Genomic DNA, 16893 nt, shown 5'->3' with positions numbered 1-16893 from the left:
TTTACCCCACCCCAGCCCTCCCCTTATAAAGGGGAGGGAGCAAGAGCCGCTCCCTGCGGGGGGCGGGAATGAAAGCCCCCTTTACAAGGGGGTTGGGGGTAAAATCTCCGCAGCAATACCAAATTAATATTATCCAATCCTTATTCTAGAGAGAACACAGGCGATCGATGAGTACTATAGTCCAAAACTTAGTTAATCAACCTTACAAATACGGCTTTGTTACTGATATTGAGTCAGACAAGATTCCCCGTGGATTGAATGAGGATATCGTGCGGTTGATTTCATCCAAGAAGGATGAGCCAGAATTTCTGCTCAACTTCCGCCTCAGAGCTTATCGCCAGTGGTTGAAGATGACCGAACCAACCTGGCCCCATGTGGACTATCCAGCGATCGATTATCAGGATATTATCTACTATTCTGCGCCCAAGCAAGCTGCCAAAAAATTGGATAGCTTAGATGAAGTCGATCCTGTGTTGCTCGAAACCTTTGAGAAGTTGGGGATTTCCCTGAGCGAGCAAAAACGTCTGTCGAATGTGGCTGTTGATGCGGTATTTGATAGCGTCTCGATCGGCACCACTTTTAAGGCACAATTAGCCAAAGAAGGCGTGGTATTCTGCTCGATTTCTGAAGCAGTCAAAGAATATCCCGAACTAATCGAAAAATACTTGGGAAGTGTGGTGCCGATCGCCGATAATTTCTTTGCAGCCTTAAACTCTGCCGTATTTAGTGACGGTTCCTTTGTTTACATCCCCAAAGGTACCAAATGTCCGATGGATTTATCCACCTATTTCCGGATTAATACTGGCGATAGTGGACAATTTGAGCGGACACTAATCATCGCCGATGAAGGTGCATCCGTCACCTATCTCGAAGGCTGTACCGCACCCGCATTCGACACTAATCAACTCCACGCCGCCGTCGTCGAATTGGTGGTACTAGACAACGCCGAAATCAAATATTCCACCGTCCAAAACTGGTACGCAGGCGATGAAACTGGTAAAGGTGGCATCTACAACTTCGTCACTAAACGCGGCTTGTGTAAAGGTGTTAATTCCAAGATTTCGTGGACACAAGTAGAAACAGGTTCGGCAATTACTTGGAAATATCCGAGTTGCGTTCTAGTCGGCGACAATTCCGTCGGCGAATTTTACTCCGTCGCGCTGACGAATAATCTCCAACAAGCCGACACCGGAACTAAAATGATCCATGTCGGTAAAAATACTCGCAGTACGATTATTTCCAAGGGAATTTCGGCAGGTAAATCGAAGAACAGCTATCGCGGTTTAGTCAAAATGAATCCAACAGCCAAAGGCGCGAGAAATTATTCCCAATGTGACTCGATGCTAATTGGCGACAGAGCGCAAGCGAATACTTTCCCCTATATCCAAGTTCAGAATCAAACCGCCAAAGTCGAACACGAAGCATCGACATCTAAGATTGGTGAGGATCAATTATTCTTCTTCGCTCAACGCGGGATTTCCCAAGAGGATGCGATTTCGATGATGATTAGTGGTTTCTGTAAGGATGTCTTCAATCAACTTCCGATGGAATTTGCGGTTGAAGCTGACAGACTGTTGAGCTTGAAATTAGAAGGTACTGTGGGTTAACAAGTTTTGATAGGTAATATGGCAAGGGAATTTGTCCACCATATTACCTGCCCATTAATGAGGTGTTAGTACATGCTTGCAAATGAAGTAACAATCCAAGATCTTCCAGAATTCTTAGAAGATGAATTTGACAATGAAACCAATAGTGAAGAGCTAGAATCGGAAGTTCAACCAATTATTGATGATAGCGGCAAAGATAGAAAGCTATTTACACATCCGTATGACTTTATTATCCGCTCTCTAAAAGATCAGGTAGATGACGGGACTTTAGTGCTTGCAGATGATTTTCAACGTCGTAGAGTTTGGGACGACACTAAAGCTAGTCGTTTGATAGAATCACTGTTGATAAATGTTCCAATTCCAGTTTGCTACTTTGCTGAATTAGAGGATGGTAGCTATAGTGTGATTGATGGGCAGCAAAGACTGACTGCAATTTACAGATATCTGAATGATAAGTTCAAACTAAGATCTTTGAAAATAAGATCGGATCTTAACAAGAAAAAATTTAGTCAATTAGGTATATCAGATCGGAGATCGATACAGTCAAGATCGATCAGATGTATTCTGATTCAGAAAGAATCACATCCAGAAATTAGATTTGATGTGTTTGATAGGCTAAATTCAAATTCTGTAAAGCTAAATCGTCAAGAACTCAGAAATAGTCTGTACAAAGGAAATCTCAACAGATTAATAAAAGAATTATCTGAAGATAAAACATTTAAGAAATTACGGAGATCTGAAAATGTTGACAAGAGAATGAATGATTGTGAGATGATTTTAAGGTTTTTTGCTTTTTACTTCGATCGTGCTAACTATCAGGGTAACTTAGCTAAATTCTTAGATAACTATCTACAATCAGGGATGAAGATGAGTTCGGAGGTTGTTCATAATCACCGAGAAATATTTTTAAAAACTATCACCGATGTTGATTGTGTATTTGGAGAAAATAGTTTTCGTAGGTATGATCCTATTAATGATACATGGAACAAATCTTTGAATAGAGCAATTTATGATATTGTCATGCTCTATTTTTCCGCAATATCATCAGACACAATTCAGCAAAAAAACAATGCCATATTAGACGAATTCAAGAAGATATTTAATGATGAAGGATTTCAAGAAGATATTACTTATTTTCCGGAAAAAATTGTTCGTTTTCAATCTCGACTCGATAAATGGCGGACAACACTACAAGAAATAGGTATATCAGTAGAAAGAATTATTATAGGGATGGCTCATGAAAGTACATAGTTATGAGCTTCACCAAACATCGTTCGCCTGCATTACTAAAATTTTGGACTAATTTAAGAGAGGTGGGCACTTTAATCTCTTTATCCTATGTAAATGAGACTACTCCTAAACAAAGAGACATTAATGAATGTTTGTCAAGAGCATCAATGTTATTATTATGCAGTCATGTGGAGAGCTTTTTTGAAGGTTTGATTGTTGATATTTTGAGTTTTCATGAGAATAATCAAACACCTGTCAGCATACTACCGATACCATTAAAAGTTACTCAAATTCTTTCCAAACCACTGTTAGACAGTTTAAATCCTGAGAAAAAATGGAAAATACTGGAAGAGATCAGTCAAAATTTATTAACTGATGAGAATCAGAAATGTAAGCAGGGTATATTTCAAGAAAAGCTCCATCTTAATGGATTTGCATCACCTGGTAGTAGCAATGTGGAAAATCTTTTTAAAGGAATTGGTATTTCTTCCATTTGGAGTCTTGTGGAACAAAAAGCAGGAAATGAAAATTCAAAAATAAGATTAAATGTCTTTGTTAGTAGGCGTAATAATATTACCCACGGATCTTCTGACGACAAGCCGACAATCGGTGATGTTAGAAACTATATTCGTGATATGTGCCTAGTTGTTAAAATCTTTAATTCGATCGTGACCGAGTACTTAATTAATGATTTTAATGTTGAAGATCCGTGGGAAAATACCTCCAGGTAAATTGATACACTCTATCTAAAATTAGTCGTTCCTGAGTTCGCTCGATCGGTTAAACTGAGTATTGAAAGTAGATCGATTTTTCTCTGATTTCTCTGCTGCTTAATAAAAAATATCTATACTAATTACTAAGAATCATGATCGTCGAAAATAGCCCAGTAATATTATCAGTTAAAAATCTCACCGCCGAAGTAGATGGTACTCCGATCCTCAAAGGCTTAAACATCGAAATCAAAGCTGGTGAAATCCACGCAATTATGGGGCCAAATGGCTCTGGTAAAAGTACGTTATCGAAAGTATTAGCTGGACATCCCGCATACACAGTCACAGGCGGAGAAGTCATCTATAAAGGTGAAAACCTGTTTGACTTGGAACCGCAAGATCGGGCGCGTTCCGGTGTATTTCTCGCGTTCCAATATCCGTTAGAAATTCCTGGTGTGAGTAACCTCGATTTCCTCCGTGTTGCTTATAATTCGCGTCAAAAACATCTGGGATTGGAAGAACTAGATGTATTCGATTTTGATGAGTTGATTCAAGCTAAATTAGATATCGTCAAAATGAATCCTGCTTTCCTCAGCCGGAGTGTAAATGAAGGTTTCTCTGGTGGTGAGAAAAAGCGGAATGAAATTCTTCAGATGGCGATTCTCCAGCCTAGTTTAGCGATTCTCGATGAGACTGATTCGGGATTGGATATCGACGCGCTGAAGATTGTGGCTGGCGGGGTAAATCAATTATCGAACAAGGATAATTCGATGTTGGTGATTACTCATTATCAGCGGTTGCTGGACTATATTATTCCTGATTTTGTCCATGTGATGGCGAACGGAAAAATCCTGACTAGCGGCGGGAAGGAACTCGCACTGGAATTGGAGGCTAAGGGTTATGACTGGGTGACGGAGCCAGAAACAGCGAACGTATAAAAGATCTGTAGGGGCAGGTTTATGCTAATGTTCTCGCTCCATCCTAGCGATGCCCGTGCGAACCTGCCCTAACCTCATAAGTTAATCGAATGTTGGTTAGCAATTTGTTAATTACTAGTGAGGTGGGTGGGTTTGTTTGAGATCCCAATTACTAATAATATTGCTTGCATAAACCCACCCCTACAGATCTTTGTATTTATAAAATTATCTTTTCTTTATTTACTCTGAAATATGACAGCAACTCTTACCCAACTCATCCCACTTACGCCGCCGGCGAATCCTCAACTCCAAGATATTCGCACCCAAGCATCTGCGTATCTCCAAGAGGAAACTATTCCCACTAACAAAAACGAGGAATGGCGATTCACTAATTTATCACCGCTGCTGGCGCAAACATTCGCTGCACCCAGCACGCAACTACCGCCAGTTAATATTAATGGTTTACTTATTCCAGAGGCTCCTGACAGCCGTCTGGTGTTTGTTAATGCTATCTACGCACCTGAATATTCCAGCATTGCGAATTTACCTGCGGGGGTGTTTATTGGGAATTTAGCCGCAGCTATCGATGCAGGGTTGGCGGTGACTAATTACCTGGGCAAACAGCCTGGAGGTGAGGAAGTTTTCACGGCGATTAATACGGCGGGTATTAATGAGGCTGCGGTGGTGTGGCTAAATAAAGATAGTGCTTATGATTCACCGATTCAGCTATTATTTATTGCGACTGTCGATGATATGGCGGTGGCGATTCAGCCGCGCACGTTAATTGTGATGGAAGCTGGAAGTCGTGCGACGGTGATTCAGGAATATCTACATACATCGATTCCTAATCATCCCTATTTCAATAACGCCGTTACCGAAATCTGGCTGGGTGATACGGCGAAACTCAATCATACGCGGATTCAGGATGAGGATATCACCGCGATTCATATCGGGAAGACGGCGGTTTCCCAGTCTCAGCATAGTTCCTATACGGGGAACTCGATCGATCTTGGCTCAAAACTGTCTCGTCACAACTGGGAAATCTTCCAAATTGGCGCACAGACAGAAACCAATCTCAATGGTTTAGCGATGGTAAATGGGGAACAGGAATCTGATACTCATAGTACTATTGCACTGACTAAGCCTCACGGTACGACGAATCAATTGCACAAGTGTATCGTAGACGATCGCGCTCATGCAATTTTCAATGGTAAAGTATTCGTGCCCCAAGCAGCGCAACAAACCAATGCTGGGCAATTGAATCGGAATCTGCTGCTATCATCCACCGCCAGGATTGATACCAAACCTCAGCTTGAAATTACCGCTGATAACGTTAAATGTTCCCACGGTGCGACGGTGAGCCAATTAGAAGACGATGAGATTTTTTATCTCCAAAGTCGAGGTTTGGATGTCGAAACAGCTAAAATATTACTAATTAACGCTTTTGCGGTAGAGATTATCGATCGAATCCCCGTTGCTTCAGTGCGTGAAAAACTAGCAGTAGCAGTGAAAGCCTTTAAAGCTAGCTAAAGATTGGCAAGAAATGACTAGAGGAAGCCGCATCCAACGACTGATTCAAAATCTTAGAGGAAACATCGATCCTAATATGACTTTTATTCAAACTAAAACCTTAAATCTTGCTGAGTCTGTACGCGCAGATTTTCCGATTCTTCATCGTGAGGTACATGGTAAGCCACTAGTTTATCTAGATAATGCCGCGACTTCGCAGAAACCTCATGCGGTGATTCACGCGCTGGAGCATTATTATAGTCACTATAATTCTAATGTTCATCGCGGCGTACATACGCTGAGTGCGGAAGCGACAGATGCTTATGAGGGTGCGAGAGAAAAGATTGCTAAATTTGTGAATGCGGTTTCGTCGCAAGAGATTATTTACACTCGAAATGCGACGGAAGCGATTAATTTAGTTGCATACAGTTGGGGATTGAGCAATCTGCAACGTGGCGATGAAATAATTCTATCAGTGATGGAACATCATAGTAATCTAATTCCCTGGCAATTAGTCGCCCAAAAAACAGGTGCTCGACTCAAGTTCGTTCAGCTTACACCAGAAGAAGAATTCGATTTTGGACATTATCAATCATTAGTAAATGATAAGACGAAATTAGTTTCGATCGTGCATGTTTCTAATACATTAGGTTGTATCAATCCTGTTAAGGAAATTGCAGCTCTAGCTCATCAATATGGTGCTAAAGTGTTAATTGATGCTTGCCAAAGTGTGCCACACATGCCAATTGATGTCCAAGATATTGATTGCGACTGGATGGCAGTATCAGGGCACAAGATGTGTGGCCCGACGGGAATTGGTTTCTTGTATGGTAAGCTAAATCTGATGCGATCGACGCCACCTTTCTTAGGTGGTGGTGAAATGATTGCTGACGTATTTCTGGAAAATGCGACTTACGCGGATTTACCTCATAAGTTTGAAGCAGGTACGCCAGCGATTGCCGAAGCGATTGGTTTAGGTGCAGCGGTTGATTATTTAACGAACATTGGGATGGATAAAATTCATGCTTATGAAGCAGAATTGACCGCCTATTTAATGGAGAAATTAACACAACTTCCCCAGGTAAGAATTTATGGGCCAAAAGCACCTAAAGAACGTGCCGCATTAGCTGCATTTACTTGTGGTGAAGTTCATCCTCACGATCTTTCGACGATGTTAGATCAAGCAGGTATTGCAATTCGAGCTGGACATCACTGTACCCAACCATTGCATCGTTTTATCAAGGCTCAATCTACAGCACGAGCGAGTTTGCACTTCTATAATACCAAAGGAGAAATTGATATCTTCATCGCATCATTGCAAGAATCGATCGAGTTCTTTGATAGTATTTTTAGCTAAGGGACTCGATCGCCAACAAATATAGTAACTTAATTTATTTGTCAACCCTTCCGCTTCAGAAAACCGACTAAATTACTCAGGAACGAAGTAGATATAGGCGCAGCAGTACTATTGCTACTGCGACTTCCCACGAAAATTGGTTTTGGTGCATCCATCATCCGGTTGACTAGTGGTTGTGATGCCTCGGCGGATACCTCATACATTAACCCAATTACACTCAACCGAAAGCCAATCTGTTGAACTCTGCTGGTTTCTAGCCCTAGATTTTTGGCAATTTTGGCAATCGACATTTCGCCGACAGCCAGTTGCCAAACTAGCAATTCCTGACGATCTAGCCTCACTCCGACAGGTTCCGTGGAAGATCTTTGGAGTGCAGATACAGATGCAGGTAATTTTGCAGCTAAGTCACTCCAATCTAACAGTAACCTCAATCCCATTAAAGTCGCCTGTTTAGCTGTCAAACTCAATCCTGTCATTTCGATATAAGTTAATGATGCTTGAGAATCGAATTTAAAGCGTCCGTGGCGAACTTCCACAAACATTTGACAGATGTTAGCAATTACTTGAGAATTAAAGGCCAACATTAATTGCTCGCTAGTAATCGCATTATGGGATTTGAGATAATTACCCAATGGTTGTTGCAGTGAATTTGTTTGAGTTTTTAGCCGTGCAACCTGCTCTGGAGAGAGCCATCCTCGCTGTTCGATCGTTTTCAGTAACCCTTGATGCTCTAATTGATTTCCATTAACAACAGACATAATCCGTCCACCTTGGAATGATAGATAGTATGGATTACTAACAGATCGATTCAATCCAAAATCTGGCTCGATCGACAGTAAGCCTGTTTTATTACCTTCTTGGATGAAATGAAAGATTTCAGCTAAAGAATATTCTGATAAATAGCCAGCTAGGGACATTTATATCTCCAAGTAAGTATATGTGAGGACATTCCTGTTGCGAATTCATATTGTCTGCCGATCCGATCTTACTTGGCGAAACTAAAGTAGGCTGCGATCTTCATCAGACAAAAGACAAGATGCAGATCGCTTTACCCCACATTTGAGTATTAACTCACAGCTTACGCTAGTACGCAAATATTAGAGATCGCCATAGATCCGAGCGTCTTCATCGGTTATGCCTGTCATCGTATTTATGTATTATCTTGTCACAAATCAATCTGGAGGGAACCTCCAGATTGAGTGAGCCGCTGGGACAAGATGCGATCTAAACGATTTCTAGTACTTCACCACCGATCATCCTTTTTGCTGCCTCAAGTAGAGCTTCTTCCAGATAAGGTTTGATAAAGTAGCCACTAGCACCGAGTTGGGCGGCGATTTGGCGATGTCGATCGCTACCGCGTGATGTTAGCATGGCGACAGGCACCTTGCTGAGAGCGGCATCTTTCTGGATGCGAGACAAGAATTCCAGTCCATCCATCCGAGGCATCTCGATATCACAGAAGACAATATCGCAGGGTAAACCAGCTCTGAGCTTATCCCAGGCTTCCTGACCATCCCGAGCCTGTTCGACCCGATAGCCAGCCCGTTTAAAGGTCAATGAGAGCAATTCTCGAACAGTGATCGAGTCATCGACAATCAGTACCATTGATTCGCGAACTTCGACAGTCGGAAGCATCGATTGAGCTGTCCACTGAGTCGAAATATGACGAGTAATCGTCCCTTTCGCCAGGGCAATTAATTCCATCACATCAGCGATTGGAATAATTCGACCGTCTCCCATTACTGTCGCACCCGCAATGCCTAATGGCTTGGCTGCCGGTCCTTGAAGCGGTTTGATCACGATTTCTTGATCCCCAGTGATTTTATCTACCTGGATGGCAATCAGGTTCCCATCACTGCGTAGAATTAAGATCGAAACTAGATCGCTATCATCTTCCGTCGTCGTGTAGAAATTGTTACGAGCCAGCGGGCGATTAAATCCTAGTAGATCGGACAGGGGCGTAAATGGCATGAGTTCATCCCGCCAAAAGATGCACTGTTTACCTTCACTATTAGTTTGGATTTGTTCGGGACTGACATCTTGAGTATCCTCAATTCCATCCATCGGGAAGGCGATATTACTCTTATTATTGACGGCAATCAGTGCTTTAGCGATACTGAGTGCTAGTGGCAACCGGATTGTAAACGTAGTACCTACACCAATCTGAGATTCGGTGGAAATCGTCCCCCGAATTTCAGTAATACTCGTTTTAACAACGTCCATCCCCACACCACGGCCAGATAATTCATCTGCTTGGTCTTTGGTCGAAAAACTAGGGAGGAAGAGCAGTTCGTATGTCTCATTCTTGGACATTGTGTGCGATTGCTGGAGCGTAATAATCCCTTTCTCGATCGCTTTCTTCTTAACTTGCTCGGTATTAATGCCCGCACCATCATCCGAAATTGAGATGATCGTTTGGTTTCCTTGATGGAGAGCGCGGATCGTAATTTTGCCTTCGATCGGTTTGCCCAGCTCTTTTCTGGTTGCAGCAGATTCAATCCCGTGCGCGATCGCGTTGTTTGCCATGTGCATCAACGGTTCGGCCAGACTTTCGAGAATTACTTTATCAATTAGGGTATCGCGTCCTTCGACATTAAGTTCGATTTGTTTACCATACTTGAGACCATTTTCTCGAACTCCACGTTGTAATCGATCGGCTGTCTGCGCAAACGGCAACATCCGCGATTTGGTCAAATCTTCCTGAAGTTGTCCGGTAATCTGTCTGAGCGTGCGGGTGACTTCGGTACTGCCATCGACAACAAATTCAATATCCGCAGTTGACTCGCGGACCCGTACCGTCAACTCAATCATCTTTTGGGACAGCAAGTGAATGGGGGTAAATCGATCCATTTCCAGAGGATCGTATTCCATTAACAGGCCACTAGCATCCAAATCGTTGCTATTAATTTGCGGCGTAGGCAACGACGCAATCGGTTTATGTTGTTGACGACTGGCGACGAGGGAATTTTCCATCAAAGATCGCTCGTAGAGATCCTGCATCCGCTTCCCGACTTCATTGAGCTTTTGGACTTCAGAGAGCAGTTTTTCAATAAACTGTCGCATCCGATTTTGATCTTGCTCTAGGGTGTTGCGGTTGACGACTAGTTCCCCGACTAAGTTATTCAGGTTGTCTAGATGTCTGACTGACACCCGCATGGTTTGCTCGAATGTCCGCTGTTTCGCTCGCCGATCTTTTGGCTTGTTATTATCGCGATCGGGGTGAACAACTACAGGTGCAGTTGTTGCTAATAAGAGATCGAGACTATCGAGATTATGCTCTGGATTGGATGTTGGAGTAGGATCGAGCATCAAGGCATCGAGATCGTCAAATGCCGATTTTTCAGCATTCAGGACGACAGTAACCGCAGTAGCCGTCGTAACCGCAGCTAACGGAGTCAAGAATGCATCTAAATCTCCCAGATCTGAAAGATTTTCAGACTGTTCATCAAAGAGACTGCCTAGATCTGTCAATTGGGCACCGCTTAAGTCGGCACTAAGATCTTCAAGACTGAAGTCTAATCCAGCAAAATCTGCCGATTGAGAAGATGGCAATCGATCGATATCTAAATTATCATCTCGATCGGCTACAGCAGTAGGTAAATCGAGATTCAAATCCGCCAGATCGTCGTCGATCGATGATGGCACAACTGAGTCAGTATTGTCCAACTCGAGATCGCTGAAATTTAGATCCGATAGATCGTTATCGAGCGACGATGAAGCAATCGAGCCAGTATTATCGAGATCGTCGAAATCAAAATCTGTCAAATTGTTATCGATGGGTGGTGTTATAACTGACTGGAGATCGTCTCCAGCTAACACATTGATATTCAAATCTGACAGATCGCTATCGCTCGACGATGCCAAAATCGCGGCGGTATTTCCTAAGCTGAGATCGTCGAAATCGAAATCTGCCAAATTGTTATCGATGGGTGGTGTTACAACTGACTGGAGATCGTCTCCAGCTAACACATTGATATTCAAATCTGACAGATCGCTATCGCTCGACGATGCCAAAATCGCGGCGGTATTTCCTAAACTGAGATCGTCGAAGTCAAAATCTGCGAAATTGTTATCGGCTGGCGGTACTACAACTGACTGGAGGTCGTCTCCAGCGAACACATTAAGATTCAAGCCTGCCAGATCTTGAGCAATTGGCGATTCGACAACTGATTCGAGACTATTCAGAAACTCTATATCATTATTGAGCGTATCTAGATCTGGATCTGAAAAATCACCGCTAATAGCGAGATTTTCACTGAAATCTAGAGAATTCAGTGGATTAAAATCTATGTCTGTAAAATCATTATCGATCCTAAAATCTTGGACTAGTTTTTGATCGTTAAATACATCTGAATTTAAGTCTGCAAAATCATCAACTGGATGTTCTTCAATCGTGGAATTGCTACCGATGCCAGTCGAGTTATCGATCGAGTTTGTTAATTCATTTGCGACCCGATCTTCTCCAGCAATGGCTAGGTCAAGATCGACAGCTATGCTAGATTCAGATAATTCATCGCCACTATTCAAATCTTCCAAACAGAGTAGATCTGATGTCCCCGACGTAATCAGATCGGGATGATGAGACATGTCATAACTTTGATGCTGAAAATCGTTACTCACCCCTAGAGATAGGTCGATTACCTCAAGCTCATTACTTTGACTTGATAAAAGTAGTGAATCAGTGAATTCAATCTGTTCGGATGACGGTATGGATGGATCGCCATTGAGAATCGCCATCGAGCGATCGTCTGAAGAGGTTGTCAATGTCTGCAGATCGGGATAAAAATCATTAACTGCAATTTGATTTTCGATCGGCGCATCCACGCCAACATTAACTGTTGTGTAATTAAGGGAAGAAGCTGCAAATTCCTTGTCAGAAGCTACCTCAAAACTTGTTGGCTGCGATAGCAATTCATTCAAGTCTAATCGATCTTCATCACTCATAGTTTCAGCATCAGATACCTCCATCATGTCGCTAAATATTTCCTCTGGCTGGGCTAATTCAGCCCAATTAGGTGTTGTGACTGTCGGAAATAGCTCGCTCATGGGACGATCTAGACTAAAATCTGGTGCAGGAGAATCTAGACCTAAAGCTGGAGCAAGATCGGGTTGCAGTTGGCGATCGAGATCGTCGTGTAGATTGATATCTGGAGATAAGGATGGATGTTGTCCTGCGGCTAATTCAGTATCCGACCAAAAATTGGCCATCTCTAGATCGTCAATTTCGATCAGATCGGGGTTGTAGAATGTCTCCTCATCATACTCACCCTGTTCTCGATCGATCGCTACAGCCAGATCGTCGATGGGATCTAAGGGCGACTGTAGGACATCTGGCGCGAAGATTTGCTGATAAAAGTTGTCCGTAGCCGAATTACCCGCATCTTGCGGAAGTTCGAGATCGGAGAAATCATCATCTTGCATCCAAGTACCCTCTGTGGGCATATCATTGCGAAGTAGGTTCATGAATTCATTCAGTTCTACCGCATCCGCATTAACTTCTACAGTTGGTAATTCGATCCCGACGACACTATCTCGACGATCTAAAGCAGATGCGCTGGCATCAGATCGATGTGCGCGATCGATTAAAGCGTCTAGATCTGGCGTAATCCCAATCTCCTGATGCCGATCTGCTAAAACTAGAATTTGTGCTTGTTTAATTGCAATATGAATACTTTTGCCTAATTGAATTAGCGAATTGTCAGGATTGGCGATCGCTAACCTACAAGCAGTACATAAATTTGTCCATTCGAGAAACTCGAAATTTTCACCTAGATTACCTAATTTCTGGCAAATCTGTTGAACTTGGGTGCGAATTTTAGATCGATCTGACTGTAAACACAGACTAGCAATTTCGTCAAGTTTGTTAGTGACATATTCACCGAATACTTGCTCGATCGCTGGATCTTGTCCTAGTTTATGTTCTTTAGCTGGGGCTAAATCGAATGGATTTGCCTTAGAAACTAAGTGCTGGAGATAAGATTTGAGTTCTTCAAAGACCGGATCGCCGATCGGATCGGGACTAGCTGGATCGCGATGATAAGGATCGTTCGATCGTTTTACAGTATTGATGCTGGCTTGCAACAAACTAAAACTCTCTAAAAATAGTGATTGGAGTTGGTTGTCCACATCAATTTGTGGCTGTTCTTTGAGCAGCTTGAAGTTGGCTTCAAACTGGTTGCCAATCTGTTGAATATCCAGCAGTCCGAGCATGGCAGCACTACCTTTGATCGAATGTGCTGCGCGAAACAGTTCGCGAATCATGGTCGGCTGTTTAACCGTTTCAGATAGTCTGCGTAAACCTTGCTCGATCGTGCTTAAGTGTTCGATAGCTTCTTCTAGAAAGTAGCCGAGGATGCGATCGTGTTCCATAACTAGGGAATAGGGGATAGGGGATAGGGAATAGAGTAGGAGATTAGAGTGAGGATATTAAATGGGGTAGGGTTAGATCCATAGATGAGAAAGACGCAAGCGTCCAAAACTCAACCCTATTCTCTATCCCCTATCCCCTATCCCCTAACCTGCTACTCAACTTTGAATCGTTCGACATAAGTGAGTAGATTTCGAGCGACGACAACCAGATTTTCGAGCGAAGAAGATACCTTCTGAGCTTCTTGGGAAGTTGACTGAGCTTGAATTTCCACCGATTGCATAACTTCGGTAACTGCTTTAGACGTTTCGCGTTGCTCGATCGTATCCGAGGTAATCGATCGAACTAGGGCATCGATTCGGTTGGATACTTGAATAATGTCATCGAGCGATCGTTTGGCTTGTTCTGCTAATTTGGTGCCTTGGATCACCTGTTGAGTCCCCTGTTCCATCGCTGCCATTACCGAACCAGTTTCACTTTGGATCTGGAGTACGATATGCTCGATTTCTTTGAGAGCTTTCGCACTTCTGTCGGCTAACTGTCGGACTTCATCGGCAACGATCGCAAATCCTTTCCCCGATTCCCCCGCTCTAGCTGCCTCAATACTGGCATTGAGTGCGAGTAAGTTGGTACGCGAAGCAATTTGGGAAATTACCGAAACAATTTGGGAAATTTGTTGAGAAGATTCCGCCAGCCGCTTAACTTTGCGTGTACTTTCGGCTACCGTTTCCCGAATCTCTTGAATACCTGCCACCGTTCTGTCTACAGCTTCTCCACCTTTGAGAGCCGTAGAAGATGCTGTCCGTGCAACTTCCTCGGATTCCCGTGCGCTTTCGGCTACCCGTTTAATCGAAGCAGTCATCATTTGCACCGAGTTCACCGTTACCGCTAGTTCTTCAGCTTGGCTCAAGGCATCAGAAGACAACCGCCGTGCAAATGCTTCACTCTCAGTCGAACCTTGGTTGACCTGAACGGCGGCGACCTGCACCTGTTGCACGATCTGCCGCAGACTGTCGATGGTTAAGTTAAACGAGTCCGCAACCGCACCCAGCACGTCAGCGGTGACTTCCGCTTTCACGGTCAGATCCCCTCTTGCGGCACCTTCTACATCATCTAGTAGACGAATTACTTGTCGTTGTAGCTCATCCTTGGCAAGCTCCATATCTCGTGCCTTCCGTTGGGCTTCCGAATTACTGGTGACAACAGCTTGTAACATATAGTTGAAAGATGAAGACAATAGGCCCAATTCATCTTGAGAAGAGACCATTGCCCGTGCGGACATATTGCCTTGAGCCACTTGCTCAAAATTGGATTGAAGATCGCGGACGCTCCGACTTACCTGCTTGGTATAGCGGCCAGTCAGGATCTTGGTGATGCCAAAGCTAGTCAAACCACCCACTACCATCATCAATAAACCCGCATTTTGGAGTGGTGGTCGAGCGTCCTTAGCAATTTTGGCAGGGAGAGTCAGACTACTGACAAAAGTGACTCCAGCGATCGTTACTGCTGCGCCCAATCCAGCCGTAATCGAGATCAGCCACTGCTTTTTCTGGAACGAAGCATTTTCAAAAGGTGCAAATATCCCTTGTGCGGGCGCGATGTTGGTGAGATTAGGAATATCTTCACGATAGAGAGTACTAGCAGATCCAGGCTGCTGATTTTTGATCCCAGAGATCGACACGCCATTAATAAATGTTGAGCTATCATCAAACATTGCCGAAGATTTAGACACGTTCATTGAAGATGGTGTCGGTTGTTCGAGAAAATCATCGGGCAGATCGAAAAATCCAGATGGCGATCCGCTATCCGAATCGGCTGGAGAGTTGCGTCGAAAATCTGGCGTTCCTGCCTGTGGCTGAGACAATGCGGGAGAATTAGCCCGACTGTTATCAGCGATCGATGGGTTAAAAGCTTCATCAAAAGCGTTTTTCTCGCCAAAATTCATGAAGTTATCAGCATCTGATTCTTCGATGTCGCCTGCTCTGTTGTGGTGATGAGTCTCGGAACCAGATACTTCACCAACGACATTGGGTGTCTCATTACCCCAATTAGATAAATCAGATGATTGAGCGTTTGGCGGCCAAGCCATTGGCAGTGCGCCACTAATTTCATTGAGTGCATCGGAGATATCTTCAACTGAAAAGTCAATTTGATTCTCATTGTTAGGGGTAGCACTAAAGGAATCTGCACCACCTAAATTGTCATTCATGAAAATCATTGTCGGACGATTGGCTCGGTCTGAATTCTCATCATTATTAGACTGAAAATTTCCAAATGGCGCATCAACTTTCGATGCATCATTGGACTGGGGATCTCTGGCCCGATCGACAGAATTTGATTCCAGTAGGTTTTCATTTTCTATCGTGGAAATAGATCGATCTGGATCGAAACTAGCAAAGGCACGATGAGCTGCTGGTGAAATATTGAAAAACCCTGTATCGTCATTGGCATCATCTATTTCAGCTAACGGCAATTGACTTGAAATCTGAGACTGCGAAGGATTTTGCTGTCGATCCTCCCGATCGTACCCAAAGGCAAAAGCATCGGTGAGAGTTTCTTGCTCGTTATGATGAAACCCTGTTGCTACTGATGAATGTTTTTGTTCGGTAGCATTGGTGTCGATCGAGAAAAACTCGCTAGCTTGGCTCGGAAACAGTTGTCCCGACATATCCACATTAAAATTAAGAGCTGCTAGATCGAAATCTTCGTCAGCAGTCAGATCTTCTGGTTGTCTCCAAGTTAGTAACTCAGCCGAATCAGCGGAGGTATCTCGATAGTGTCCGCCAGAATCGCCACCATTAAATTGTGATTGACTAACCTGCCCACTCATCTGAATCAAGCAAGAATTAGCATATTCCAATCCACTGTGAGCAAATTGGAGAAATTCAGAATCGGTGGAAATACTTAGTACGTATTCGTACTCTTTTTTGCCAATTTCATATTGATATAAACCATAGCAATAGATGTGTCCTCGCAATAACCGAACGCTAGGATCGGTAGAAAATTTGGTGACTAGTGTATCGATAATCGTGGCGGCTTTTTCGTAGTTGCCTTGTAGATAAGCAGCTTCCGCTAATTGATAATCTTGCGTATAGTCTTGAGTGTAATCAGAATTAGAAATCATTTTTTCCCCTGTCAATAACTAGCTAATTTTATAAATTATGTGTTTTTATAAGCTTCATGTTCTTACTGGGTA

9 protein-coding genes are annotated in these 16893 nt (G+C 43.2%); 6 read left to right on the top strand and 3 right to left on the bottom strand.

Annotated features, from left to right (window positions below; all coding sequences use genetic code 11):
* Positions 1-167: 167 nt before the first annotated feature.
* The 6 genes from sufB (at position 168) to RMO55_RS01215 (ending at position 7330) form a co-directional block, all read left to right on the top strand.
* Complete coding sequence (gene sufB / locus RMO55_RS01240; protein WP_310422266.1) at positions 168-1607, top strand: Fe-S cluster assembly protein SufB; 1440 nt, start codon at positions 168-170, stop codon at positions 1605-1607.
* Between the two features lie 72 nt (positions 1608-1679).
* Entirely contained in the window at positions 1680-2858 is a 1179-nt protein-coding gene (locus RMO55_RS01235; RefSeq protein WP_310422263.1) for a DUF262 domain-containing protein, read from the top strand.
* 2 nt (positions 2859-2860) lie between these two features.
* On the top strand, positions 2861-3568 hold the full coding sequence (locus RMO55_RS01230) for an MAE_28990/MAE_18760 family HEPN-like nuclease (RefSeq protein WP_310422260.1): 708 nt from the start codon (positions 2861-2863) through the stop codon (positions 3566-3568).
* A 134-nt stretch (positions 3569-3702) separates the two neighbouring features.
* Entirely contained in the window at positions 3703-4485 is a 783-nt protein-coding gene (sufC, locus tag RMO55_RS01225; protein ID WP_310422257.1) for a Fe-S cluster assembly ATPase SufC, read from the top strand.
* Positions 4486-4716: 231 nt separating this feature from the next.
* Positions 4717-5994: a Fe-S cluster assembly protein SufD gene (gene sufD / locus RMO55_RS01220; RefSeq protein WP_310422252.1), complete on the top strand. Its 1278-nt coding sequence runs from the start codon at positions 4717-4719 to the stop codon at positions 5992-5994.
* Between the two features lie 76 nt (positions 5995-6070).
* A complete protein-coding gene (locus RMO55_RS01215; RefSeq protein ID WP_310422269.1) occupies positions 6071-7330 on the top strand; it encodes a SufS family cysteine desulfurase in 1260 nt (419 codons plus the stop codon).
* 41 nt (positions 7331-7371) lie between these two features.
* Here RMO55_RS01215 and RMO55_RS01210 read toward each other — a convergent pair whose 3' ends face one another.
* The 3 genes from RMO55_RS01210 to RMO55_RS01200 form a co-directional block, all read right to left on the bottom strand.
* On the bottom strand, positions 7372-8247 hold the full coding sequence (locus RMO55_RS01210) for a DUF4388 domain-containing protein (protein ID WP_310422249.1): 876 nt from the start codon (positions 8245-8247) through the stop codon (positions 7372-7374).
* Between the two features lie 307 nt (positions 8248-8554).
* Entirely contained in the window at positions 8555-13699 is a 5145-nt protein-coding gene (locus tag RMO55_RS01205; protein WP_310422246.1) for a response regulator, read from the bottom strand.
* Between the two features lie 152 nt (positions 13700-13851).
* On the bottom strand, positions 13852-16821 hold the full coding sequence (locus tag RMO55_RS01200; RefSeq protein ID WP_310422243.1) for a methyl-accepting chemotaxis protein: 2970 nt from the start codon (positions 16819-16821) through the stop codon (positions 13852-13854).
* Positions 16822-16893 lie beyond the last annotated feature (72 nt).

Source organism: Chamaesiphon sp. VAR_48_metabat_135_sub, from assembly GCF_031418915.1.
Lineage (GTDB): Bacteria > Cyanobacteriota > Cyanobacteriia > Cyanobacteriales > Chamaesiphonaceae > Chamaesiphon.
Note: the sequence above shows the minus strand (reverse complement) of the source record. Positions and strands in the feature narration are given on the sequence as shown.